The sequence below is a fragment of the Aliikangiella aequoris genome, assembly GCF_053709105.1.
This window is the reverse complement of the sequence record NZ_CM132298.1, coordinates 3,469,571-3,494,720: the sequence shown is the minus strand read 5'-3', so window position 1 is coordinate 3,494,720 and position 25,150 is coordinate 3,469,571. Positions and strand designations below refer to the sequence as shown.

Here is a 25,150-nt window from a genome sequence, read left to right as displayed (position 1 = left end):
TTTGGTTCCGCTTCGCTCCACATTATAACCAACAATTTTTGTCCGCTTAAGCGGGCGTTAACTGAGCAAGGAAGTTTTGTGAATCTAGAAGAGTATAAAGAAAAATTTTCAGAAGATGATACCCCAGGTTGGTCTGCAATTGATGCAGAAATGGAAAAGCTTTACCCTGGTCAAGAGCCAAAGCACTGGGCCGCTACTCCGCATTATTCAGTTGGTGGGGATGATCCCATAGATGGAATTAGTTTTTATGAAGCCAACTATGATGGAGAAACATATTATCACTTCGTTACCTATGGTTTTAGCAATCTATATTATGATGAAGAACATGTGGGAGAAAAGTTTAGCAAATGGGGGTTCGAACTCACATTTAGATTAAAGCCGTATCACCTAGATGATAAAGGTCCAACATGGGTTTATGGATTAATGCAAAATATAGCTCGGTATGTGTTTAATTCTAAAAATTGGTTTGAACCATATCACTATATGCCAGCAAATGGTCAAATTAGACTAAGTTGTGATACCAAGTTAACAGGTATAGCTTTTTTGTTAGACCCTGATCTTGGAAAAATCTCTACTCCTCACGGTGAAGTACAATTTTTGCAGATGTTCGGTATTACTGATGAAGAAATCGACTTATTGAAAGCTGAAGAAATTGATGTAAACGAGTTAGTTGAAAGACATTCTAAGTCGAACCCAATGCTAATAACAGATCTCGAGCGAGACTCAGTTAACAAGACGCGGTTATCGAAAATTTTCTCTGCGTTTCAATTTCGAAAACGCTGAGCGTTAACTCAACAAAAATGAAATTCGGTGCAATCAATTAGATGTTCATCTTACGAAAGATAATAGTATGGCAATATTTGGCTAAGAACGATTTTCATAAGTCGCAAAATGATTCTACGCCATTTATGTCAGCCGTATTCACAGGGTGTTTGCCATTTGCGTTTCTGACACTAGCACTGCATGTGATAATGTTTTATGAATTCGATGCAAAGTTCGTGATAGATACTTTTTACCTAGTTTCAGTATCAACAATAACTCTTATTCTATATAAAATAATTTGTCTTCACGACTCTGAATTCAAGCTAGAGCAAGAGAAGTTTAACGCTCACGATAAAAGTAGACTATATCCATTAGTTTGGAGTATCGATATAGTGTGTTTCATATTAATGGCTGCTGTGTTTTATGTATATCAGAGTTAACAAGTGGTTGGTGATGCGAACTTCGTTGCACTCTGTCCAAACAACCAAGCGTTATAACTCAAAGGGAATCGTTTGAAATATTTACTAATTCTACTACTTACTTTTTCCTGTCCTTCATTTAGTTGCGTAGTGCTGCAAGATAAGTATGACTCTGATGCGTATGTGAAAGCTCAAAAGGCTGATAAGGACCCGATCGTAGAAGCAATAGAAGTTTACGTTCCGGCAAGGAGCGAAGAGTATGAGGCGAGTTACTCTTATATTTATCTAATGCAAGGTGATGATTTAGTTATTGCATCCTCTACCAAAGTTCGGCAAGCTTTAATACCAAAAGTTCTTCCGAAGGATATAGAGTTCAAAGCTATATATCTAAGTGTTCAAGAAAAGTATAAAACGGAAGTCGAGTTTGAAGTTCATTATGTTAAACCTTCTGGTCCAAGAGAGCTAACGAATTGTAGTAAGATTAAGCGGTATAGATTAAGTGAACTTAAATCGTTATAACAAGGATTAGAAATGGATTCGGCTAAAATGCAGCCTCACAATTTAAATAAGCGCTATTTGAGAAAGTATGAGTGATAAATTACATCGAAGTCTATTTGTCAGAGAAGTGAAAGAAATCTTTCCTTCGTTGGCTGATGAAGTAAATGACCAAGATGGGCTTTTGACGATGGAAGTTTCAGTGTTGTGTGATTATGCTCAGCGAAATATTAACAGTAAGGATAAAGCTGAGCTTAAGAAATGTTTTGATCTAGCATTAAAATATTATCGAGAGGGAAATCAAGATATGGTGAATGCAATTGGATTGTCATTTGCGCGCGACCTGAATTTCAGTGATACAAAGAAGAATCAACGCAGTTGAGCCAAAGAGTTATTGTCTCCAGCTCTAATGCAAATAAATGAAGATTTTAATGGTTGAAGAATCACATAACCATGCGTTGCAAAATATTCAGGCAAAAGCGCCTGAGTTTATTAACTAAGCGTTAAGAGACTAAACATGAGTAAAAGTGTCGCAATTAGTTTTATGTTGTTTTTCTCCTTGATTTCTTATGCGTTGTCTCCGAAAAAAAATATGACTCCAGAAGAGTTGTTTAAGAATGCTAGCGCGGTTGTTATCTTTCAAATCGAATCTGGAAATTATAAGTACGAATGGGGACCAGACTTTGTTCTATCAGGAAAGGTTGTTCGAGTTCTAAAAGGCAAGCCAATAGACAAAATAACCATTAATGATAGTGATGACACTGTGACCGAGTGTTTTGGCAGAGAGTTGGGAGCAGAATATATTGCATTCTTAGATAAAACAGCTTCAAATTCCTACCGTAGTCTTTGGGCGCGAGATTCGGTATTTCAAGTCCATGGTTATGGGGATGATTGGATACCCTCGGTATGCCACAGTGAAGAGAAACCTTATAGTAGTTGCGATGAGCACAAAGGTCACAAGCATGGATATGAATCAAATTGTATAAGGCCCTTACCAATTAATGAACGAATGTCAGCTATTCTAAATTATGCTCTTAACAAGGCGTCGAAAAATGATGCTAAATAAGACGCACGTTTTGACTTAGCGTGAATAACACCCTAAGAGACTCAAACTCACCGTCACTTTCGAATTACCGCGACTATCGTTTTGTGGCCGGCTTGAGTCAATAGTAACTTTAGTTAGTCCTGACAGTTTTCTCTGAGTAGTGTCACTCTCCCAGTGCAATTACGCATTTTATGGATGTAGCAGAAAGAAAATTAGTCAAAGGGCTTTCTGCAAGTCAGCGATTGTTTCTTTAGCTAAATCATATTTTATCAACTCATAATACCTTAATCAGTTTTGCTGAGGCTTAGTGTTTCCTGAAGATTAATATCTAACCGCTGTTTTCCCTGAAAGAATCTAATTCGATAAAATTATTCTCATAAAACGCAGAGTGGGGCGCTTTAAAGTTATGGTGTGGTGTTGTAGTATAAAGCAGGTATAAAAATTGATGTTTCGTTGTTCGCGTTGTTCGGTTTCCGTTGTTCGCCCCTCCTGTTGTTCGCCGCGTTCCGTTGTTCGTTGTTCGTACAATATGGCTGAAATAAGCGGGGGGTTAATTATCTGTTAGGAGTATAGATGTGAAGAAATACCTTAGTCTGGTTCGGAGTATACTAAAAACAACTCGCATGAGAATGGATGTTATCCGAGGTGTGCCGGTTCACTTCAACTTTAGAGGAAATAAATACTGGGTAAACGCTGATAAATCCGCGCTATATCATATTGCTAACTCGACAGCCAAGATTTCTAATATGACGGATTTGATACCAAGCGAAACGCGAACGATATTCGATGTCGGTGCTAATTGCGGTTTATTCTCGGCTTTCGCAGAAAGATCATGCCCAAACGCAACAATTCATTGCTTTGAACCTTCCTCAGAGTTATTGCCAATTGTTGAGCGTAATATTTCTTCTAAGAGGGTGATTGTGCACGGTGTTGCAGTTGGCGAGCGCGATGAACAGTTAGGGCTTTACGTGAATGCCAGCTCTCAACAAACTAACAGTATGAATAGAGAGGCTGTTGAACTGTTTGCTGGGCCCAATCGTGTCGAATCGAGAGTGGTGCCTTGCATTGCTTTGGATAACTTCGCGTCAGAGAACGGAATCAAGAGTATTGATGTGTTAAAAGTTGATGTTCAGGGCTATGAAGGTGCAGTGTTTCGGGGATGCAGAAAATTACTGCCTACGGTCGATATGCTATTTGTAGAGTCAACTTGGTTGGACGTCGAAAGTATAGTAGAGATAATCCCATTCGCGTTAGACAATGGCTTCACTTATGCGTCCGTTTTGAATCCTGTTCACATGGGTGCAGACATATTATTTAGTCGCCGAGAGGTGAAATCTCCTCTCATCAAGATTGCTTTCCCTATAAGCGAAGAACTCCTAACAAGACGATGGAGGTGACTTTTAACAGTGCACCTCGTCTAGGCGTTAGGAACGCAATGAATCAGGATTATCTTAATATAAGTAATGTTCTCGCCAAAAAGAGAAATGAACCTGTAATAGTAATTCTTGAGGATAAGACGGAATATCGATTTTGTGATTTCTGTGTTGAACTGGCCGACAAAAATAATAATTATGAAATTACAGCTTGGGGGGTAGAATCTGTATCAGATGGAAAAAGTCGTGATATGGAGTTCTTTGAATTAAGTGAAATAAATGAAATCAGGGATGCTCTCAGTGGACACGCTATCTACAAAAAAGCATCCTAACCAGTCATTGAAAGGTATTCATGCAAGAAAAGCATGAATTTTTCAGTTGGGCGTTAGAAACGTTTAGGAATCATTTGTGAGAATTTTATTAGTCATCGCTTACTTGTTTTCATTTATGGCAAGTGCAAGTACAAAAAATGAAATAGCTTTTGAGTCAGGAGCTAAAGTCAGAACATGCGAGAAGTACAATTCATTGAGAGCTTCTCAGCGAATTTCAGAAACAACTTCAAACATGATTATTGCAGCAGAGTATTTAGAATGCTCCTTAATGTCTGACCTAAAACAAGTTGATAGACCTACGGAAGTCATTGCACCTATTGGCAAAGAGCTACGTATCCGCTCAATTCCAACATCTCTTGGGCCCCAGGTAGATCGCATGGCTGTACTGAGTGACAAGTTTGTATTCGATGGTCATGATTCGTTTAAGTTTAGTGAGGGCAATCACAATATAGTGTTAACTTTAAAGGGCCAAATTAAGTCTGGTGAGTATTTATTTTGGGTTTTTGACGAGATATTGGATGCTACTTACAGGGCATTTTTTCCTTTAATTATTGAGGTAGACGGTAACAATATTAAAGCGAGGCCTTTCTATCTTAGCGGTTTTTAACAAGCGCTTGTTGCGGATAAATTTCCGCTACGCTTCAACTTCCCGAACAAGCGGACTATGAATAACACCCTAAAAGACTCAAACTCACCGTCACTTTCGAATTAACGCGACTACCGTTTTGCGGCTGGCTTGAGTCAATAGTAACTGTAGTTAGTCCTGACAGCTTTCTCTAAGTAGTGTCACTGTTACACTTAAACAAAATAAATTATCACAAGTTCAAATTAATTTAGCATCGCTTTTGCTTTTTGCTTTTTGCTTTTAAAAACAAAACCAATAAGTAAAAGGCTACTTAACACCCCAAAACTGCCGCCGCCCGAACGATAATAACTTTTATCGTATTCAACCTTAACTTCTTGCCCCTGTTTTACTTTTTGTTTAAATTTTTCTAATTCAAGTGTTAGATTTTGAGCCATTTGTTGCGAAGCTAGCTTAAAACTATTCACGCGCATTTCTCGATTGCCTTTTTCAAAACCAACGGCACTATGATTACGTGAGTCTGCGTGCATGCCTGGCGCTCTAAATAATAGCTTGCGAGTTTTTACGTCAAACACTGCGGTATCAACAAATGTTTGAAACTCTGTAGATTCCCCTTTTACAAAGTAAGCACCCACTATAGTCCAATAAGCCAGAGAGGATGTTCTGAGTTCATGGCTTGCGACATGGTCGTAAGACACCAAAGCCATCACATCAACATTATGTAACGCGGCTACTTGTTCAATGGTCACGAAGCCTTTTCCTTGCTTTAAGTAGAGCTCTGGCACAATTTGAATACTCTTAACACTTTTATCGTCCCTAAAACGACTGGCTACTTGTTCTAATAAGGCATGTTTTTCAAATTCCGTGAGCACGCCACTTGCGTAGTGAGATGTTTCGGGAATAAATGCGATACCAACTTTTAAGGGGAGCTTTAGCAAGGGCATTTGGTCTTGATGGTGGGAAATGACTTGTCCGTTTGGATAGAGATATTCAACTAGGTTACTCGATGCGCCGCGCTGAGTATGGTTACTCATACACCCTGTTAATAAAACCAATAGAAGCGAGCTGATTAAAAGTTTTGTTTTCATTAGTCGATAGTCCTTGTTGTGATTGTAAAGCTAAGTACTTGTTAAGCGATGATTATCTTAAGCTGCCATAGCGTTAACGCTAGATCTCCCGTTAAAGTTTAACTTGGCGGTCTTATTGGTATTAGAAGCTAATACTTTATATTGGTATTAAAAGCGAATACTTGATCGCCGAGAGCGAGTTTAGGGCTAAACTTGGTGACTATTTAACTAGGCTTAAGTTTTGTAGGCAGAGTTTTAGTTCCATCAAAAAGGCTTAGTGAGTGAGCGTTAAAAAAGTTCTCTGTGAGAGATATCTTACAAAATATGTAAGCCATATCTGCAAGCTGTTACAGATTTTGTCACTTTATAAGCTAAGAAATTGGGCTGCTCTAACCCTATTTTTTGCTAACTTATTGATTTAATGTGAGTTAAGTTGTAGTGAAAATAGTGGGCAAAAAATGCCAGCTGATTCGATTCGAAAAAGTGGCTTGTGAGATTTTCTAAATATCCTATTCTATTAATCAAGCGTTACGGAAAACGCCGGACTTAAAGGAATCAAAGAAAGGAAGCTTTATCAAGGACTTGATAAATACGGATATAGCAGGGAGCATGCTGTTCATTGGATGAAGTAAAAAGCACACGAGGGCGACTTAGGTCGCCCTCACTTATTTAGTCGCTAAAAAGATGTTCGTCGGTATTCTCTATACTCTGGCATCCAAAAGTTCTTTTCAACTGCTTGTTCTAAAACGGCTAAATCGACTTTCGTTGCCACGCCTTGCTGCATCGCCTTAAGACCAACTTGAACTGCAATATATTTACTTACTTCGCGAATTTCCGCGAGATCAGGTAACAGATTAGCATTTTCTCCTTTTACTAAAGGCGAGCACTCTGCTAAGGCGTTACTCGAAGTCATAAACATTTCATCTGTTACGCGAGTAGCGCCACTAGCAATCACACCTAGGCCTACCCCAGGAAAAATATAGCTATTATTGCACTGTGCTATTGGATAGCTTTTGCCATCAAATTCCACAGGCTCAAATGGACTTCCTGTGGCTACAATCGCGTTGCCATCAGTCCATGCAATAACATCTTTAGGAAGTGCTTCAACTTTAGAGGTTGGATTAGAAAGCGGCAGTATGATGGGTTTGTTGCAATGTTCATACATCGCAGTCACCACCGCTTGGCTAATTAATCCCGCAACCCCAGAAACACCGATTAAAATCGTGGGTTTACTGTGTGTAACTAAGTCGAGTAACGAAATATTCTCGCCATTGCTACTCCAACCTTCAACTTGTTGGTTGGATTTTGCGAATTTTTTCTGGAAATCGCGCAGTGGCATATCTTCAGTTAATAAGCCTTTACTGCTTGTTAAGTAAACTTGGCTGATGGCTTCCTCTTCAGATAGGCCGTCTGCAATCATATGTGCGACAATTTGCTCCGCAATTCCACAACCCGCAGAGCCCGCGCCGACAAAGACGACTCTGTGCTCTTTTAATTGAGTACCTTGTGCATGACATGCGGCAAGCAATGTGCCTACCGTAACCGCAGCAGTGCCCTGAATATCATCGTTAAAACAGCATAAAGTGTTTTTATATTTGTGTAGTAATGGAGTGGCATTGGCTTGTGCAAAATCTTCAAACTGAATTAGCGCATTTGGCCAGCGGCGCTTCACGCCTTGTATAAAGTCATCTACAAACTTAAAGTATTCGTTGCCACTAATACGCTTTTGACGCCATCCCATATACACAGGATCGTCGAGCAACTCTTGATTATTGGTGCCAACATCTAAAGTTACCGGCAGCGTATAAGCGGGACTTATGCCGCCACACGCAGAATATAAAGCGAGCTTACCAATGGGAATCCCCATGCCGCCAATTCCTTGGTCGCCTAGTCCTAAAATTCGTTCGCTATCAGTTACAACGATCACTTTGACATTTTGTTTAGTGGCGTTTTGTAGCATGTCGTCAATGCGATCTCGATCAGGGTAAGAAATAAATAAACCGCGTTTACGGCGATAAATTTGAGAAAACTTCTGGCATGCCAAGCCCACAGTCGGGGTATAAATGATTGGCATCATTTCTTCTAGGTGATCGGTGATTAGACGAAAGTACAAGGTTTCATTGGTATCTTGAATGTTGCGTAAGTAAATATGTTTGTCTAAATCATGACTAAACTGTTGATACTGTGAATAAGCTCGACGCGCTTGTTCTTCTATTGTTTCTATTGTCGCAGGTAATAGGCCTTCAAGATTAAATGCTCTTTTTTCTTCTACAGAAAAAGCGCTGCCTTTATTCAGTAACGGAGTTTCTAGTAAAACTGGACCGGCATATCGAATATAGAGTGGGCGTTTTTTAGGCTGATTATTTGTCATAGTTTTATCGCGTTAAGTATTTGAAAAGTCTGTTTGTTGATTATTTTTTGTGGACTAACTAGCGTTTTAATATAGCAATAGAAAGTTTGCCGAATTATAGGCTGCTTAGGGCATATGCTCTAGCACTTTGTTACGACTTTTAGCTATTCTCAAATAGCTCACTAAAAAATAATATTAACTAAGGCAAGTATAGAAGCTTTAAGCCTAATCCGCCGGATAATTGGACCTTAACGTTTACGTTAACGGATTTCACTGATTTATGCGCTTGAGAAAAAGTGAGTGATCAAGCAAAATAGCCAACCTTACTCAGCTTTTATAAGTCTCTTGTGGAACATCAGCCAAGCCAAACTGCACTTCTAAGTTTAAACAACAGCAGTAGCGATTTAATCGTTAGTGTGGCTATCAATGTCCCACTAAGACGGACCTTTGATTACCGTTTTGATACCAAGCCCGCGCACGAGCCTGAAGTTGGCATGCGAGTTAAAGTCCCATTTGGCAGCCACACCAAAATTGGTTTAATCAGTGAAGTTCATCCGATTGCCGATTATTTAGCAAAAAATCCCGAGGCTAATTTAAATAAGTTAAAACCGGTGGCTTTAATTTTAGATGAAGCACCATTGGTTTCGCCCAAGCTAATTCGTTTGTACGAGTGGATGGTTGGTTATTATCATGCTCCGCAGGGAGAGATTTGGCAAACTCTATTACCAACAGCTTTGCTAAAAGGAAGTCCAACTCAATATGTGCGTTCAAGTCGGTGGCTGATCTCTGAATTAGGCCGCGAAGTTTTACAAAAAAATCAGCTAGCGAAAAATGCAGTTAAACAAAAGTTAATATTACAGCGTCTATTTGAAAATCCCGCAGGTATATTGCACGACAGACTCAGGGAATTTGAGCTGGATTATAGCGGGTTAAAAAAATTAGCAGGCAAAAACTGGGTTGTCCGAAGTTTTCAAAAAGACTCTAGCAGTAAAGCGATTACCAAAAGCCAAGGGATGGAGAACATACACCTTAATAGTGAGCAGCAGTTCGCTATTGATGAAGTCTCTGCCTCACTTAATCAATACCAAACATTTTTGTTGTTTGGGGTAACCGCATCTGGAAAGACTGAAGTCTATTTACGTTTGATAGAAAAGGTAATTGAGCAAGATCGGCAAGCGCTGGTTTTAGTGCCAGAAATAGGTTTAACGCCACAAACGCTGCGCCGCTTTCAAAATCGCTTTGCGGTAGAAATTGTTTTAATGCATTCAGGAATGAGCGAACAACAGCGTTTGCAAAGCTGGCTAAAGGCGCGCAGTGGTGATGCTAAAATTATTATTGGCACTCGCTCTGCTCTTTTTGTTCCATTACATCGGCCGGGAATCATTATTATTGATGAAGAGCACGATTTATCGTTTCGCCAACAACAAGGCTTTCGTTATTCTGCACGCGATGTTGCTATGGTGCGAGGTCATTTAGAAAAAGTGCCAGTATTGCTAGGCAGCGCTTCGCCTTCGTTAGAATCATTGATGAATGTTGAAAAGAAAAAAATTACGCAATTAAACTTACGCCAAAAAGCCCAAGCGACTGCAGAGTTAAGTTATCAGGTCATTGATTTAAAAAAACAAATAATCAACAATGGATTGTCGCAAGAATTAGTTAAAAAAATTAAGCAGCACTTAAGCGCCAAAGGGCAAATATTACTTTTTTTAAATCGACGTGGATACGCACCCGTATTGTTGTGCCATGAGTGCGGTTGGAGCAGTAGCTGTACTCGCTGCGATACTCATTTTACCTACCATCATAAAAATCATTTTTTACAATGCCACCATTGTGGCTCTAGCAAGCGCGCACCGCGTCAATGCCCGGAGTGCCAATGCGAGCAAATGATTCCTGTAGGGCTAGGGACAGAGCGCTTGCAAGAAACCGTGGCGGCACTTTTCCCTGACGCAAAGCTGGCTCGAATTGACCGAGACACCACTCGTAAAAAAGCTGCTATGCAAGAGTTTGTGACATCTGTAAAGGCGGGTGAAGTAGATATTTTAATTGGTACCCAAATGCTGGCTAAAGGACATCATTTTCCCGATGTAACCTTAGTTGCGCTAATTGATATGGACGGTGCGCTGTATAGCGCAGATTACCGGGCTCCCGAGTATGCTGCCCAATTAATAACTCAAGTATCGGGACGAGCAGGCCGAGCGCAGCGCCAAGGAGAGGTAATTATTCAAACCCATTTGGCAGAACACCCCATGCTAGCGCAAGTTATTCACCAAGGTTATGCCGCATTTGCAAATTCAGCTTTGCAAGAAAGAATTGAAGCAGAATATCCGCCTTATGCGTTTAGTGCGATGTTTCAAGCTGAGTCACCGCACCCTGAGCCAGTGAATCAATTTTTACAAGATGTTCGCTTAATTTTGGATCGTTACACCGATTTAAAAGTAGAATTACTGGGACCTGCGCCATCTTTATATATGAAAAAGGCTGGAAAATACCGTTATCAGTTATTTTTACAAACCTTGAGCAGAAATGATTTGCACCGCTTACTTGATTTAACGTTACCCGATATTGAGAAACTTAAGAGCGCAAACAAAGTTCGCTGGCGGCTAGAAATCGATCCAGTTGGCGATTCATAATCATGGTTATTTGTTAGAAAGGTCACTTTTGGCTGAAATTTAATCAGTTGTTGCGCGACATTGAGTTAAATCAAGATAAAAAACAGATGCGCTAAATGCGATTGATTTTTATCTAATAAAAATCATTTGACCCTAACCAGAATTTTATTGAATATAGGCACCAGTATCGACGCTTTTTTGCACAAGTTTTCGATACATATTTGCGAAAATCAGTATAATCTTCGTACAATTTAAAAAAAGCTGATTGATTGCAACTTGCTGATTAGTAGGCGTATATACCAGCAAAGACTGTTTACATAGGTTAATTAAAGAGTCAACTTGTTAAAGCGGTCATAGAATTAAAGCCGATAGGCGTTTTTATGATTATCTTGTGGTATTGTCGTACTATCAATTCAGCACTAGGTGCTGTCAATTAGATTTCAAAGTCTGCCTGCAGGCTTTGTCACTTCACAAAGTATTGATGGGGGATTGGAGTGAAGCCAACAGAGATTAAAGATCCAGAGTATTTTCACAAGGTTGTTGACTGTCAGTATGCCTGTCCTGCGCATACCCCAGTCCCTGAGTATATCCGGTTGATTGCGCAAGGTCGTTATGACGATGCTTATATGATTAACTGGGAATCCAATGTGTTTCCTGGGATATTGGGCAGAGTCTGCGATAGACCCTGCGAACCTGCTTGTCGCCGCGGCCGAGTTGAAGAAGAGCCAGTTGCTATTTGTCGTTTAAAGCGGGTGGCCGCTGATAATAAAGACAAAGCAGACATTCAAGCAAGAATGCCCGAAATAGCCCCCAAAAATGGTAAAAAGGTCGCGTTAATTGGTGCTGGACCTGCCTCTCTAACCGTGGCTCGAGACTTAGCCCCGTTAGGTTACGAAATTGAACTGTTTGACGAGCAAGATATTGGTGGTGGCTTTATGCGCAACCAAATTCCATCTTTTCGTTTGCCTGTTGAAGTACTTAATGAAGAAGTGAATTACATTTTAGAAATGGGCGTTGTAGCGCACTTTAAACACTATGTTGATAGTTTAAAAAAGCTCGTTGAAAACCCAGCCTACGACGCTATTTTTGTTGGTTCTGGCGCACCCAATGGCCGCGACCTTAGCTCGCTACCCGGGCGCAAAGAAGGTGATGCCAATATTCATATTGGTATTAACTGGTTAGACAGTGTAGCGTTTGAGCACACCAAAGAAATCGCTAAAAACGTGTTGGTGTTAGGTGGCGGAAATACCGCCATGGATTGTTGCCGAACATCACGCCGTTTAGGTGGCACGAATGTGCGAGTTGTTGTGCGAAGTCCACAAGCTGATATGAAAGCCTCCCCTTGGGAAATTGAAGATACCTTAAATGAAGACATTCCAATTTTTGAAAATCACACTCCAAAAGAGTTTGTGGTTGAAAATGGTAAATTAGTTGGAATGAAGTTTGAGAAAGTTAAAGCCGTCTACGACGATGAGGGTAAACGCAGCTTAGTACCCACCGGCGAAGATCTTGTCTTTATGGAAGCCGATGAAGTTATCATTGCCATTGGACAAGATAATGCGTTTCCTTGGATTGAACGCGATATTGGAATAGAGTTTGGTAAGTGGGATATGCCTGTAGTCGATAAGACCACTTTTCAGTCTACCAATCCCAGAGTATTTTTTGGCGGTGACGCAGCGTTTGGGCCTTCTAATATTATTACTGCCGTTGCTCATGGTCATCAAGCCGCTATTTCAATTCATAAACATTGTCAAAATGAATCGGTAGCTGAGCGATTAGCACCACAGACTAATTTGCTTTCGCAAAAAATGGGTTTTCACGAATGGACTTATGACGCCCATATTGATCATGATAAACGCCACTTAGTCCCTCATGTTGATAAAGAAATAGCACTTAAAAACTTAAAAATTGAAGTCGAAAAAGGCTTTGACCAAGAGTTAGGTTACGAAGAAGCGATGCGTTGCTTAAACTGCGATGTACAGACGGTGTTTAGTGATGATTTATGCATTGAATGTGACGCCTGCGCCGATGTTTGTCCCACCAGTTGTATTAATTTTACCGAAAATGGTGACGAAGAAGATTTGCGCTCGCGTTTATTAGCGCCTGCGAACGAAAAAGACCAAGACCTCTACGTTTCTGGTGAATTAAAAACCACTCGGGTAATGGTTAAAGATGAAAACGTTTGTTTGCATTGCGGATTATGTGCGGAGCGCTGTCCTACAGCTGCTTGGGATATGCAAAAATTTACTTATTCAGTTACTAAGGCAGGCAAAGAATGCGCATAGAAGCGACTAATGATTTTGTCATTCGCTTTGCGAATGTAAACGGCACGGGTTCAGCCAGTGCGAATAATATGTTTTCTAAGGCAGTTTTTAGAATGGGAGTGCCGGTTAGCCCGAAGAATATCTTCCCGTCAAATATTCAAGGCTTGCCCACTTGGTTTGAAGTGCGAGTGACTGAAAAAGGCTATTTAGGCAGCCGTGGCGACGTCGATTTTGTGGTTGCGATAAACGGCCAAACAATGCAAGAAGACTATGACACGCTGATGCCCGGTGGCTATTTTTTATATGACTCTACTAAAGCCTTGCCACGTAGCTTTAAGCGAGAAGATATTATAGAAATTGGTATTCCTTTAACCCAAATGTGTATTGATAATTACGACAATCCACGTCAACGCCAGCTGTTTAAAAACATTATTTATGTTGGTGCCTTAGCCTATTTGTTTGATATGGAGTTTAAAGTGCTTACCGGTATGGTTGAAGATCAGTTTGCAAAAAAGCAAAAGTTGATTGCGCCTAACGTAAAAGCTTTAGAGCTTGGATATGACTACGCCAAAAAACACTTTACCGACACCTGTGGATTAAAAGTTTCTCGTCGCGATAATGTTGGTGACTCAATTATGATTGACGGTAATGGCGCAACCGGTTTGGGCGCAGTGTATGCCGGCGCGACCGTCGTTGGTTGGTATCCAATTACGCCGTCTACTTCTGTGGTAGAAGCTTTCGAAAAGTATGCCAAGAAATTTCGGGTTGAAAAAGACACCGGTAAAAATAAATTTGCTATTTTGCAAGCTGAAGATGAACTAGCTGCAATAGGTATGGCGATTGGTGCTAACTGGAATGGCGCGAGAGGCTTTACTGCTACTTCTGGTCCTGGTTTATCCTTAATGAGTGAGTTCTTAGGGCTTGCTTATTTTGCCGAAATTCCGGTAGTACTCATTGACGTGCAACGTAGTGGCCCAAGTACTGGTATGCCTACACGTACTCAACAGTCAGATATTATTTCTGCGGCTTATGCCTCGCATGGTGATACTAAACATGTATTGTTAATACCTTGCGACCCGGCTGAATGTTTTGAAATGACCGCCGCTTCATTTGATTTAGCAGAACGCTTACAAACCCCGGTCATTATTATGTCTGATCTTGACTTAGGTATGAACGACCATGTGAGTCGGCCGCTTAAATGGGACGACAACCGAAGCTTTGATCGCGGTAAAGTTTTAAGTGCAGAAGATTTAGATTCTATGCAAGAGCGCTGGGGTCGATATAAAGATGTCGATGGCGATGGCATTGGCTATCGCACCTATCCAGGTACGCATCCTACCAAAGGCTCTTATTTTACCCGTGGTTCATCGCACAATGAATACGCTGCCTATACAGAAAATAGCGATGACTATGAAGAAAATATGCAACGTTTAGTGCATAAGTGGGAAACGGCGAGAGAGCTAGCGCCACTACCCCAAATTAAATATCGTGATAAAGAGTCTAAGGTAGGCGCTATTTTTTATGGCACCAGCGCGCAAGCAAGTTACGAAGCGCTTGATGGTTTAGAAGAGGCAGGGATTAAAATAAACACTTGTCGAATTAAGTCGTTTCCATTCCATCATGATATTAAAAGTTTTATTGAAGCGCATGACACTATATTTGTGATTGAACAAAATCGTGATGCTCAAATGCGAACATTGATTATAAACGAGTTTAATATTGGTACTGAAAAGCTTCGCTCCATTTTAAATATTGACGGTATGCCAATAAGAGCACGCCGTATAAAACGAAAAATTGAAAGTATGCTTAATGGTGAAGAGGTGAGTCCTTTCACTACAGCAAAGTGCGGTAAAGAGGTGGCAGCATGAGTTATTTGAGATCACAGTTTCGTCACCCTGACGCGGCGAAGAATTCCTTAGGTTACACCCAAGCAAACTACGAAGGTGCACTTTCAACCTTGTGTGCAGGGTGTGGGCATGACTCGATTAGCAATTCGATTATTAACGCTTGCTTTGAACTTGCATTAGAGCCGCATAAAATTGCAAAAATGTCAGGTATTGGCTGTTCGTCTAAAACGCCTGCGTACTTTTTGTCTAACTCACATGGCTTTAATTCGGTGCATGGTCGTATGCCTTCGGTCACCACCGGAGCCAACATGGCGAATAAAGACCTAACTTATATCGGTGTGTCGGGTGATGGTGATACTGCGTCAATCGGTATGGGGCAATTTATGCACCTAGTGAGACGAAACCTTAATATGGTTTACATTGTCATGAACAATGGCGTTTATGGTCTAACCAAAGGGCAAGACTCTGCAACCGCAGATTTAGGTAGTGCCAGTAAAAAAGGTGTGCCTAATATGTATGAACCAATGGACCTTTGCGAACTGGCCATTTCTTTGGGATCGGGCTATGTCGCACGAAGTTTTTCTGGCGACAAATCTCAATTAGTGCCTTTGCTTAAAGGCGCAATAAAGCACAATGGCTTTGCATTAATTGATGTTGTTTCTCCTTGCGTTACTTTTAATAATAACCCGGATTCTACTAAAAGTTATGAGTGGGTAAGAGATCATAAAGAGGCAACCGGCACTTTTGATTTAGTCCCTCACGAGCAAGAAATTAAAGTGCAACAGCCGCACAACAATCAAGAGTCGATTAAATTACATGATGGCACTGTGTTAAATCTTCATCGTCAACCGGGCTCACTCGATATCACTTGTAGAGAGTCTGTATTAATGGCACTAGAAGAAGCGAAAAGAAATCAGCAAGTTTTGACTGGGTTATTACATTTAAATACTGATTCTAAAAACACTCACGAAATTATTAATACCAGTGACACGCCACTTAACCAACTCAATGAATCTGACTTATGTCCAGGTAGTGATATTCTTGAAGCCATAAATGAAAGTTTGCGTTAAGTTTTAACTCCTATTTTGCTCGCTTATTGTAGCGAGCAAAAGTTTTTAACTTCTGTTTAAAGTAATTCACCATGACAATTAAAATTGCGGTAAATGCCGCTTCTGGAAAAATGGGGCAGCAAGTAATCCAACAAGTTTGCTCAAACTCCAATGCAGAATTAGTAGCCGCCATATGTCGAGCCAAACACCGGCTTATTGGTCGTCAAGTTGGTTATTCAGATGTACTCTATTCTTGTGATGTGCAAGGCGCGTTGGCGGCCAGCGACGTGGTGATAGACTTTAGTACTCCAGAAGTTTCTATAAAGCTCGTGGAGCAAGCGAGTATTTTAAAAAAACCAGCGCTAATAGGCACAACCGGTTTTTCGGACCAGCAAATAGAAGTCTTAAAAGCAAAAGCAGACAACATTCCTTTATTGTTAGCACCCAATACCAGTATAGGGGTTAATTCAACCTTAGCCTTATTAGAGCTAGCAGCAAAAATGTTAGGTAAGCAAGCCGATATAGAAATCATTGAAGCGCACCATAAACATAAAGTTGACGCACCGTCTGGTACCGCGATTAGAATGGGTGAAACTATTGCTAACGCCATGGGGAATGATTTTGATGCGCTTCAAGTGACCGATTCGCGATTTGAAAAACGCACAAGAAAACCTGGTGAAATCGGTATGTCGGTGATTCGCGCGGGAGAAATTATTGGTGAGCACAAGGTGATGTTTGCTTTAGATAATGAAATTATTAGTATTGAACATAAAGCGCAAAATAGACACTGTTTTGCTGAAGGGGCTGTATTAGCGGCTGCTTGGTTAGCAACGCAACCCGCCGGCTTTTATTCTATGCAAGATTTTGTGGCGGCATAAAATGGTCAGCCAGCAATTAGGTGTTTAGCCAGTGCGATGGTTTTTACAACCACTGGCTTATCGCCTAATTTAAGAACGTTAATATCATGCCCACTATTGAGCATGATATTAGCTTCAGTTTAAATGGCTAATGCGCTTGTTCCCAATTGTCACCAATACCTACATCAACGTCTAAAGGGACACTAAGCTCAACTGCGCTAGACATAATTTGATTTATTTTTTCGCAATACTCAGTTAACTTTTCCTCGGCGACTTCGAATACCAGCTCATCATGAACTTGCATTACCATAAAGCAATCAGGTGATTCATTTTCTAACCACTTTTGAACTTCTATCATGGCTATTTTTATTATGTCAGCAGCACTGCCTTGCATAGGAGCGTTAATTGCCGTTCTTTCGGCGGCTTGTCGGAGCATACCGTTAGACGCGTTAATTTGCGGCAAGTATAAGCGCCGTCCGAAGAGAGTTTCTACATAACCTAACTCTTTCGCCTTTTGTTTTGTCGATTCCATATATTGGCTAACGCCTGGATAGCGAGCAAAATATGTATCAATGTAATGACCGGCTTCATCATTTTGAATATTCAGTTGTTTGGCTAAACCAAAGCGCGACATACCATAAATTAAACCAAAGTTAACGGCTTTAGCATGCCGGCGCTGTTCACTGTTTACTGCTTCAATATTGACCCCAAAGACTTCCGCTGCGGTGGCACTGTGCACATCTAAATTATTTTTAAATGAGCGCAACAAATTTTCGTCTTGAGACAAATGAGCCATAATTCTAAGTTCAATCTGAGAGTAATCGGCAGCCACTATTTTGTAACCTTTAGGCGCGATAAAAGCTTCTCGCAAACTTCTGCCTTCTGGCGTTTTTACTGGAATATTTTGTAAGTTAGGATCGCTCGACGACAAACGACCTGTGGCCGCAACAGCTTGTTGATAAGAGGTATGCACGCGTCCAGAACGTGGCTGTACCATTAGGGGAAGCTTGTCTGAGTAAGTCGATTTTAATTTACTTAGCCCTCGATATTCCATAATAACTTTGGGTAAAGGGTAGTCTAATGCAAGCTGCGCTAAAACTTCTTCTGCCGTCGACGGTTGCTTTTTAGGCGTCTTTTTAAGCACTGGCAAGCCCTGTTTTTCAAATAAAATTTCTTGAAGTTGCTTTGGTGATCCTAGGTTAAAAGGTTGCCCTGCAATTTCATGGGCTTTACTTTCTAATTCTACGATCCGCTGGCCAAACTCGTTGCTCTTTTGTTTTAGAAACTCACTATCGATTAAAACACCTCGCTGCTCCATTTTAGAAAGTACATTGACTAGCGGCATTTCTAAATGCTGAAATACATTTTTAGGCCCTTCGTCTTTTTCTAGTTCAGCCCAAATTGCTTGGTGTAGTTGCAGCGTAACATCAGCATCTTCCGCTGCATAAGCGGCAGCAATCTCTAAATCGATTTGATCAAAGGTGATTTGTTTTTTACCCTTGCCTGCAATGTCTTCAAAGTAAATACATTCATGTCCCAAATATTTTTGCGCTAAAGTATCCATATCATGTCGATTAGAAACGCTATTAAGCATGTAAGATTCAAGCATGGTATCAAACTCAACACCGCGCAAATTGATTCCTGCCGCTGCAAAAATGCTTTGGTCATATTTTATATTCTGGCCTACTTTTTTAATCTCTGGGTTTTCTAAAACCGGCTTAAGCTGCGCTAATGCCCATTTAAAATCGAGCTGTTGTGGCGCTCCTGGGTAGCTGTGACGTAGCGGCAAATAAGCGGCTTCACCTGGGGCAACCGCAAACGAAATGCCGACTAAGTCTGCGGCAATAATATTAAGGCCAGTGGTTTCTGTGTCTAATGCGATCAGCGTCGCATTGGTCAACTTTTCTAGCCACTCAGTTAAACTTTTCTCGCTTAATATGGTGACATAATTTTTGTGGCTAATCGGACTATCAAGCTGAGGCTCGTCTTCTAGTTGCGCAGCAGACTCAGCTGTATCTCCGCTCCGTTGCCCTTGAGCACTGCTGCCATCTTGAGGTTGTGGCAACGCAGATTTGCCGGCTACAATTTCTTTATGCCAAGTTCTAAATTCATATTCACTAAATAGCGCTTCTAAATATTCGCTGTCGGCTTCGCCAATATTAAGCTCCTCTAAAGATAGAGGAAGCTCAACATCGAGTTTAATGGTGGCGAGTTGGTAGGAAAGCCTGGCTTCGTCTTCATATTGCTGCATTTTCTCAGCAAGCTTTTTAGCGCCTCTGATGGGTAAATCGGCAATTTTATCTAAGTTTTTATATATCTCGTCGATACCGCCGATCCCTTGCAGCAAGCCTAATGCTGTTTTTTCTCCCACGCCGGCGACGCCAGGAATATTGTCCGACTTGTCTCCCATTAATGCTAAAAAGTCGATGATTAAGTTAGGTGGGATCCCAAATTTTTCAAGCACACCCTGTTCATTTAAAAACTGATTGCTCATGGTGTTTATTAAGCTGATATGCGGGTTAACAAGCTGCGCCATATCTTTATCACCGGTGGAAATAATTGTTTCTCTGCCGGCTTGAGTCGCATGGTGAGCGATAGTGCCTATTACGTCGTCCGCTTCGACCCCTTCTATAGAAATCAGCGGGAAGCCCATTGCCTTCACTATTTTATGTAGGGGCTCTATTTGGCTGCGCAAATCATCTGGCATGGGCGGACGATTGGCTTTGTATTCTGGGTACATGTCATTACGAAATGTTTTGCCCTTTGCGTCAAAAACCACCGCCATTTGCTCTGGGTGATATTGCTTATACAGGCTTTTCAGCATGTTGATCACACCGTAAATGGCGCCAGTTGGCTGCCCTTTCGAGGTTGAGAAATTCATGGTGTGGTAGGCACGAAATAAGTAAGAAGAGCCGTCAACGAGAATAAGCGGTGTTTTATTTTGCATAAATTAATTCATCTTATTAGTTGGTTATCGAATTATTGAGCGCTTACCGTAAGTTGCTAAATCCGTCGGTTTAAAAACCTTTTATTTGACCAAACCCAGCACAATGGGTAAGGTTGGATGCGCTCAAAATTGAGCCGCTTATTCTACCGTAGTTCGACGCTGCTGCCGACTACTATTCTAGGTAGTTAAGTTACAGAGCAAACTTAAAAAAAAAATTAATAAGTTACGGTAACTATCTAAAAAATATAGAAATATTAAGTTGCGATTATTCTGTGGATAAAAGCGTGCATAAAAAAAAGCAGAAATGCCAATAAACCTTGATGTTTTTCTAAAATTGATGGTGCTGTTGAATAAATATACTTATAAATCAGCTATATACACGTTATTTCAATGTTTCAGCTTGGCTCTGAATAAGCTGTGGGTAAGTGACTTTGAACTGTGAATAAGCTGACCTTAGGGTGATAAAATGATAACAACTTCCAACCCGTCATGGGGCTTAAAGTTAAGCGCTATGTTAAACGGACTTGCGACAATATGCGGCCAAGCAATCAGTTGGTTAACTTTTGCTATGGTGGTTTTACTCAGCTTGAATGTACTCATGAGTTGGTTACTCAGCCAAAGCTCTATCATGCTAAGCGAAGCCATTACATGGATGCACGCCGCCAACTTTTTATTAGCTGCTGCATACACTTTAAACCGTGACGAGCATGTGCGGGTCGATGTTTTATATTCAAAAATGTCGCTTAAAGCAAAAGCATGGGTAGATATTATTGGTAGCCTACTGCTTTTAATTCCCACCATGATATTTATTCTTTGGTCTAGCTGGTCTTATGTTTTATTAAGCTGGCGTATCAATGAAGTGTCAGCAGAAGCGGGTGGTTTACCTTATTTATTCGTTTTAAAAGCGCTGCTGTTAGTAATGCCCATTTTGCTGATTATTGAAGCAATTAATCAGCTTATTATTAAGTCACTGCAACTTACTGCTGACTCTCGACAGCAAGCTGCGCCGGAGGCTAACTAATGGAATGGTTAGCAATATTAATGTTTATCACTGTGTGCGTTGTTCTACTCGCGGGTTATCCCGTGGCATTTACTTTAGCGGGCACTGCGCTGGGGTTTGCCGCAATTGGTGTGGCGTTTGGTTATATCAATCCATTAATTTTAAAATCTTCATTTAGTCGCCTGTTTGGCATTATGAATAATCAAACTTTAATTGCGGTGCCCTTGTTTGTTTTTATGGGGGTGATGTTAGAAAAATCGAAAATAGCCGAAAAACTGCTTTCTGGAATGGCGGGGCTTTTTTCGAATCTACCCGGAGGTCTAGCTATATCGGTCGTGATTGTGGGCGCTTTACTTGCGGCTAGCACGGGGATTGTTGGTGCAACAGTTGTCACTATGGGGCTGCTTTCTTTACCGGTTATGTTGAAGTCAGGATATAGTCCGCAATTATCGACTGGCGTGATTTGTGCGTCGGGGACTTTAGGGCAAATTATTCCTCCTTCAATAGTGTTGGTTTTATTGGGTGATGTGATTGCCTCTGCCAGTCGAGATTCTGGGGCAGGGTTAGCGCCGGTTTCGGTGGGTGACTTATTTGCGGGCGCAATGATCCCTGGGCTAATTTTAGTTGGGCTTTATATTGTATATGTATTTATTTTTGCCAAATTAAAACCAGAGCAAGCGCCTAAAGCCAGCCTGCAGCAAAAGACTGAATTTAATTGGAGTAGTTTATTGTTGCCTTTAGTACTTATTTTGTTAGTGCTAGGTTCAATATTAAGTGGCGTAGCAACGCCTAGTGAAGCGGCGGCAATTGGTGCGCTCGGTGCAATGGGTTTAGCTATTATATTTAAGGAATTTAATTTTAAGCGCTTAACCCAAGTGGTGCGTTCAACGACCCGTACTTCAAGTATGGTTTTTATGATACTGATAGGCGCCTCTATTTTTTCTTTAGTCTTTAGAGCGTTTGGCGGCGATGACATGATCCGAGAGCTGCTAGAAAGTTTGCCTGGCGGCGTGATGGGCGCAATGTTGGTAGTGATGTTGGCAATGTTTATCTTGGGTTTTATTTTAGACTTTATTGAAATTGTATTTGTTGTTGTTCCTCTCACAGCGCCGCCACTACTTGCCATGGGCGTCGATCCTATTTGGCTCGGTATTATGATTGCGGTCAATTTACAAACATCATTTTTAACTCCGCCATTTGGGTTTGCCTTGTTTTATTTACGCGGGGTAGCGCCAGAGAGTGTCAAAACTGCGCAAATTTATCGTGGTGTGTTGCCTTTTATTGGTCTGCAAATTTTTATCTTGGTAATTCTAGCCATTTGGCCGCAGTTGGTAACTTGGCTACCCAGTGTGGTTTATAAAAGCTAGTAACTTAATAAGCTATTAGCGCGATACAAATTGAGTTGTACGCATCATCATTAGTGCTAGGCGCGGTAGGTAAAAGCTCATAGCGAATTCTATGAGCTTAAGTGGTTAGCTTATAAACTTTGTTGCATGGTTTTCCACGCGTTTGCTTTAGTTTTAAACGCAAGATAAGAGTCATAAATTCGTTTAGCTAACGGGTTGGCTTGCGCTTGTTCTGCCACCAAAGTTTCGGAAATTTTTTCTAGATGATCTAAAACCGGTTGTGGCAAACGCTTAACTTGCACGCCGTGTTTTTCTACCAACTCATTTAGTGCTGCGTTATTTTTTTCTGTGAACTCAGCTAGCATGTCGGCATTGGCTGTTAAGCAAGCAATCTTTACAATCTCTTGTAAGTCTTGGGGTAAAGCTTCAAAAGCTTGTTTATTGATCATTGCTTCTAAAGTGGTTCCTGGCTCTTGCCAACCCGGGTAGTAGTAATATTTAGCCGCTTTGTAAAAGCCAAAAGCTAGATCATTATAAGGGCCAACAAATTCTGCCGCGTCGATTCGGCCCATTTCTAAGGCAGAAAATATTTCACCGCCAGCGATAAGTTCAGGAGTTCCTCCTGCGCGCTTTAATACCTCACCGCCTAAACCGGGAATGCGCATTTTTAAACCCTTTAAATCTTCGACCGAATTAATTTCTTTATTAAACCAACCGGCCATTTGCATGTCGGTATTGCCTGCCGGCATAGGAATTAAATTATAAGGCGCATAGAGTTCTTGCCATAATTCTAAACCGCCGCCTTTAAGTAACCAGCCATTCATTTCTTGTGCGTTTAGTCCAAATGGAACAGAGCTAAAAAATGATGCCGCCGGTAATTTGCCTTTCCAGTAATAAGAAGCGCCATGTCCCATTTGGACGCTACCAGAAGCAACTTCATCAAATACCTGTAGCGCAGGAACTAATTCGCCAGCACCATAGACTTTTACTTTTAAGCGGCCATTACTCAGTTGATCAATAAGTTCGGCAAGGTATTCTGCGCCAGTGCCTAGTCCCTGAAAGCCCGGTGGCCATGTCGTAATCATATTCCAGTGAATAGTTTCGGTGTTACTCGCTGACTGGGTTGTTGTTTGGCAGTCTTTGGTTTGGCCACAAGCGGTTAATAATGTGGCAGTACCTGCTGCGGCAATAAAGTTTCTTCTTTTCATTTTTTTGTCCTGTGAAACGGTTTCGTCGGTGAATTCGAACACGCTGTTTTACTTTTGCACTCTAGAATACACAAGCTTGCTTGCCAATGAAATAGTAATAGTTACCCAGAGTCTTGGGCATAGCGGTATTCCACACATTGAATATTAAAATGCAGCTCAATGGTCGATTAAGCTTTAGCGTTTTATTTGGCTCTTAGCTTATTAATTGGTTTAACTAAATACAACTTAGCGCTATTACTGATTATTAAAGGCTAACTACAATTTTCATTGGCTTTGCTTTTTTTGCTGCGCACTGGCAAGCTTAGTTGCAGCGATAGGTGGTTTGCATTTTTTTAATGAGGAGAACTATATGTCAGATTGCATCACAGCCTTTTTTGAGGCATGGCAAATTGTAGATGCTGAGCTTCGGCTCAGCAAAATTAAAAGTGCGGTGACAGAAACGGTTCGCTACGACGACCCCCGCACGCCTGAAACGCTTCAAGGTATTGAAGCATTAAATCATTATGTGGGTATGTTTTGCGCAAATGCACCGGGGTGGTCAGCAAATGTGGTTAAAAGTGACACCATTGCTGGCGTCACTCGTGTCACTGTCGCTTTTAAAGGGATCGGGCCTGATGGAACGGAGCAAACTCAGTTTGGCCAGTATTTTGTTGAACAAGATGGAGATCGAGTATCTCGGATGATTGGGTTTGTTGGTACTGGCGAATAAAACCTATCGGTTGCCTTGGCTCATAAGTCAGTCTATGAGCCAGGCTTATTTTAAAAAACTAACCCTTTTTAGCGACGGAATAAAAAGCAGCTAAATTACTTAACGTGTTTGCCGCCGTTCCAGCCACCTTGGGTTAACACGCGCTCACCCATGGCTTTGGGGGAGTCTTCAAGATCTGTCGCCATTGAGTCGTTCCAGCGATTAAGAAATCCATACAAGCATACCGCGCCTAAAATTTCACAAATTTGGTTTTCACTCCAATGCTTGCGCATTTCAGCAAAAAGCTCAGGAGTAACAGCATTAGGTACAGAACCTGCTGCAAGGGCAAAATCTAGCGCGACTCTTTCTGCTTCAGTATATAAATCACTGCTTTTATAGTCCCAAATAGCGTCCAATTTTTGCTGTGATACACCGTGAATATTAGCGGCAATTAATGAATGTGCTTCGCAATACTGGCAGCCCGCCGCACGGCTAGAAAAATGTGCAATCAAGCGCATAAAGCCTAGGTCAACTTCGCCATCTGCTGACATTACTGCTTTGGTGAGTTCTCCAAAGCCTTTAACCATTGCAGGTTTGCGTTGCATGGTGAGTAAGCTGTTGGGGACAAAGCCGAGTATTTTTTCAAATATAGCAAAGTCGTCTGCGAGCTCTGGTGTGGTGGATTTGTCTAGGGGTTGCATGTGGGCCATTGTGGAGTCCTTTTTTTGAATCGTTTTATGAGAATAAGTGGGTTATTTATCTTATTGGTTTATTGTTGCATATGCAATATAAAATGGGGTTTTAGATTGGGGTTAGAAAAGGGGGGCTTTTGGAAAGTGCGGGTTTAGTTTTTGGTTTTGGTGGTTTATTGAGGTTAAGGGGTTTCGCATCGCTGCGCTTGCATGCGAC

The 25,150-nt window shown here is 41.2% G+C and carries 20 protein-coding genes; 15 read left to right on the top strand and 5 right to left on the bottom strand.

The window, feature by feature from the left end:
• Window positions 1-78: 78 nt before the first annotated feature.
• From ACUR5C_RS15085 to ACUR5C_RS15055, 7 genes are all read left to right on the top strand, one after another.
• Window positions 79-783: a suppressor of fused domain protein gene (locus tag ACUR5C_RS15085; protein WP_454466007.1), complete on the top strand. Its 705-nt coding sequence runs from the start codon at window positions 79-81 to the stop codon at window positions 781-783.
• A 491-nt stretch (window positions 784-1,274) separates the two neighbouring features.
• The gene (locus tag ACUR5C_RS15080; RefSeq protein WP_454466006.1) at window positions 1,275-1,700 is read left to right on the top strand and encodes a hypothetical protein; all 426 of its coding nucleotides are present in this window, start codon (window positions 1,275-1,277) and stop codon (window positions 1,698-1,700) included.
• A 67-nt stretch (window positions 1,701-1,767) separates the two neighbouring features.
• Window positions 1,768-2,058 (top strand): DUF7674 family protein, encoded by a 291-nt coding sequence (locus ACUR5C_RS15075; protein ID WP_454466005.1) that lies wholly within the window; start codon window positions 1,768-1,770, stop codon window positions 2,056-2,058.
• 135 nt (window positions 2,059-2,193) lie between these two features.
• A complete protein-coding gene (locus tag ACUR5C_RS15070) occupies window positions 2,194-2,742 on the top strand; it encodes a hypothetical protein (RefSeq protein WP_454466004.1) in 549 nt (182 codons plus the stop codon).
• Between the two features lie 554 nt (window positions 2,743-3,296).
• On the top strand, window positions 3,297-4,118 hold the full coding sequence (locus ACUR5C_RS15065; RefSeq protein WP_454466003.1) for an FkbM family methyltransferase: 822 nt from the start codon (window positions 3,297-3,299) through the stop codon (window positions 4,116-4,118).
• Between the two features lie 38 nt (window positions 4,119-4,156).
• A complete protein-coding gene (locus ACUR5C_RS15060; protein WP_454466002.1) occupies window positions 4,157-4,426 on the top strand; it encodes a hypothetical protein in 270 nt (89 codons plus the stop codon).
• Window positions 4,427-4,502: 76 nt separating this feature from the next.
• Window positions 4,503-5,033: a hypothetical protein gene (locus tag ACUR5C_RS15055; RefSeq protein ID WP_454466000.1), complete on the top strand. Its 531-nt coding sequence runs from the start codon at window positions 4,503-4,505 to the stop codon at window positions 5,031-5,033.
• 221 nt (window positions 5,034-5,254) lie between these two features.
• Here ACUR5C_RS15055 and rhlP read toward each other — a convergent pair whose 3' ends face one another.
• Together rhlP and ACUR5C_RS15045 are read right to left on the bottom strand one after the other, a co-directional pair.
• On the bottom strand, window positions 5,255-6,097 hold the full coding sequence (gene rhlP / locus ACUR5C_RS15050) for a rhombotarget lipoprotein (protein WP_454465999.1): 843 nt from the start codon (window positions 6,095-6,097) through the stop codon (window positions 5,255-5,257).
• Window positions 6,098-6,752: 655 nt separating this feature from the next.
• Window positions 6,753-8,447: an NAD-dependent malic enzyme gene (locus tag ACUR5C_RS15045; protein ID WP_454465998.1), complete on the bottom strand. Its 1,695-nt coding sequence runs from the start codon at window positions 8,445-8,447 to the stop codon at window positions 6,753-6,755.
• 326 nt (window positions 8,448-8,773) lie between these two features.
• On the opposite strand from ACUR5C_RS15045, the gene priA reads away from it, so the two are divergent.
• The 5 genes from priA (at window position 8,774) to dapB (ending at window position 17,073) form a co-directional block, all read left to right on the top strand.
• Complete coding sequence (priA, locus tag ACUR5C_RS15040; RefSeq protein ID WP_454465997.1) at window positions 8,774-11,056, top strand: primosomal protein N'; 2,283 nt, start codon at window positions 8,774-8,776, stop codon at window positions 11,054-11,056.
• Between the two features lie 473 nt (window positions 11,057-11,529).
• Window positions 11,530-13,320: an FAD-dependent oxidoreductase gene (locus ACUR5C_RS15035; protein ID WP_454465996.1), complete on the top strand. Its 1,791-nt coding sequence runs from the start codon at window positions 11,530-11,532 to the stop codon at window positions 13,318-13,320.
• Entirely contained in the window at window positions 13,311-15,167 is a 1,857-nt protein-coding gene (locus tag ACUR5C_RS15030) for a 2-oxoacid:acceptor oxidoreductase subunit alpha (protein WP_454465995.1), read from the top strand. Before ACUR5C_RS15035 ends, ACUR5C_RS15030 begins: the two co-directional genes overlap by 10 nt.
• Complete coding sequence (locus tag ACUR5C_RS15025) at window positions 15,164-16,216, top strand: 2-oxoacid:ferredoxin oxidoreductase subunit beta (RefSeq protein WP_454465994.1); 1,053 nt, start codon at window positions 15,164-15,166, stop codon at window positions 16,214-16,216. The genes ACUR5C_RS15030 and ACUR5C_RS15025 overlap by 4 nt, the downstream gene beginning before the upstream one ends.
• Before the next feature lie 71 nt (window positions 16,217-16,287).
• The gene (dapB, locus tag ACUR5C_RS15020) at window positions 16,288-17,073 is read left to right on the top strand and encodes a 4-hydroxy-tetrahydrodipicolinate reductase (protein WP_454465993.1); all 786 of its coding nucleotides are present in this window, start codon (window positions 16,288-16,290) and stop codon (window positions 17,071-17,073) included.
• 127 nt (window positions 17,074-17,200) lie between these two features.
• Here the strand turns inward: dapB and polA are convergent, their stop codons facing one another.
• Window positions 17,201-19,999, bottom strand: a complete 2,799-nt coding sequence (polA, locus tag ACUR5C_RS15015) for a DNA polymerase I (protein ID WP_454465992.1) — start codon at window positions 19,997-19,999, stop codon at window positions 17,201-17,203.
• 466 nt (window positions 20,000-20,465) lie between these two features.
• On the opposite strand from polA, the gene ACUR5C_RS15010 reads away from it, so the two are divergent.
• Both ACUR5C_RS15010 and ACUR5C_RS15005 read left to right on the top strand, forming a co-directional pair.
• Window positions 20,466-21,020: a TRAP transporter small permease subunit gene (locus ACUR5C_RS15010; protein ID WP_454465991.1), complete on the top strand. Its 555-nt coding sequence runs from the start codon at window positions 20,466-20,468 to the stop codon at window positions 21,018-21,020.
• A complete protein-coding gene (locus tag ACUR5C_RS15005) occupies window positions 21,020-22,366 on the top strand; it encodes a TRAP transporter large permease (protein WP_454465990.1) in 1,347 nt (448 codons plus the stop codon). The genes ACUR5C_RS15010 and ACUR5C_RS15005 overlap by 1 nt, the downstream gene beginning before the upstream one ends.
• A gap of 110 nt (window positions 22,367-22,476) precedes the next feature.
• Here the strand turns inward: ACUR5C_RS15005 and ACUR5C_RS15000 are convergent, their stop codons facing one another.
• Window positions 22,477-23,553, bottom strand: a complete 1,077-nt coding sequence (locus ACUR5C_RS15000) for a TRAP transporter substrate-binding protein (RefSeq protein ID WP_454465989.1) — start codon at window positions 23,551-23,553, stop codon at window positions 22,477-22,479.
• A gap of 349 nt (window positions 23,554-23,902) precedes the next feature.
• Here ACUR5C_RS15000 and ACUR5C_RS14995 point away from each other — a divergent pair, with 349 nt between their 5' ends.
• Window positions 23,903-24,262 (top strand): hypothetical protein, encoded by a 360-nt coding sequence (locus tag ACUR5C_RS14995; protein WP_454465988.1) that lies wholly within the window; start codon window positions 23,903-23,905, stop codon window positions 24,260-24,262.
• 95 nt (window positions 24,263-24,357) lie between these two features.
• On the opposite strand, the gene ACUR5C_RS14990 is transcribed toward ACUR5C_RS14995, so the two are convergent.
• Window positions 24,358-24,951, bottom strand: coding sequence for a carboxymuconolactone decarboxylase family protein (locus ACUR5C_RS14990; RefSeq protein WP_454465987.1), 594 nt, complete (start codon window positions 24,949-24,951; stop codon window positions 24,358-24,360).
• Window positions 24,952-25,150 lie beyond the last annotated feature (199 nt).

What these genes read in the sequence shown, in the direction of transcription:
- ACUR5C_RS14990 (WP_454465987.1), bottom strand. Translation starts at nt 24,951, where the DNA reads ATGGCCCACATGCAACCCCTAGACAAATCCACCACACCAGAGCTCGCA.
- ACUR5C_RS15075 (WP_454466005.1), top strand. Translation starts at nt 1,768, where the DNA reads ATGAGTGATAAATTACATCGAAGTCTATTTGTCAGAGAAGTGAAAGAA.
- ACUR5C_RS15030 (WP_454465995.1), top strand. Translation starts at nt 13,311, where the DNA reads ATGCGCATAGAAGCGACTAATGATTTTGTCATTCGCTTTGCGAATGTA.
- ACUR5C_RS14995 (WP_454465988.1), top strand. Translation starts at nt 23,903, where the DNA reads ATGTCAGATTGCATCACAGCCTTTTTTGAGGCATGGCAAATTGTAGAT.
- ACUR5C_RS15070 (WP_454466004.1), top strand. Translation starts at nt 2,194, where the DNA reads ATGAGTAAAAGTGTCGCAATTAGTTTTATGTTGTTTTTCTCCTTGATT.
- polA (WP_454465992.1), bottom strand. Translation starts at nt 19,999, where the DNA reads ATGCAAAATAAAACACCGCTTATTCTCGTTGACGGCTCTTCTTACTTA.
- ACUR5C_RS15005 (WP_454465990.1), top strand. Translation starts at nt 21,020, where the DNA reads ATGGAATGGTTAGCAATATTAATGTTTATCACTGTGTGCGTTGTTCTA.
- rhlP (WP_454465999.1), bottom strand. Translation starts at nt 6,097, where the DNA reads ATGAAAACAAAACTTTTAATCAGCTCGCTTCTATTGGTTTTATTAACA.
- ACUR5C_RS15060 (WP_454466002.1), top strand. Translation starts at nt 4,157, where the DNA reads ATGAATCAGGATTATCTTAATATAAGTAATGTTCTCGCCAAAAAGAGA.
- ACUR5C_RS15045 (WP_454465998.1), bottom strand. Translation starts at nt 8,447, where the DNA reads ATGACAAATAATCAGCCTAAAAAACGCCCACTCTATATTCGATATGCC.
- dapB (WP_454465993.1), top strand. Translation starts at nt 16,288, where the DNA reads ATGACAATTAAAATTGCGGTAAATGCCGCTTCTGGAAAAATGGGGCAG.
- ACUR5C_RS15025 (WP_454465994.1), top strand. Translation starts at nt 15,164, where the DNA reads ATGAGTTATTTGAGATCACAGTTTCGTCACCCTGACGCGGCGAAGAAT.
- ACUR5C_RS15000 (WP_454465989.1), bottom strand. Translation starts at nt 23,553, where the DNA reads ATGAAAAGAAGAAACTTTATTGCCGCAGCAGGTACTGCCACATTATTA.
- ACUR5C_RS15010 (WP_454465991.1), top strand. Translation starts at nt 20,466, where the DNA reads ATGATAACAACTTCCAACCCGTCATGGGGCTTAAAGTTAAGCGCTATG.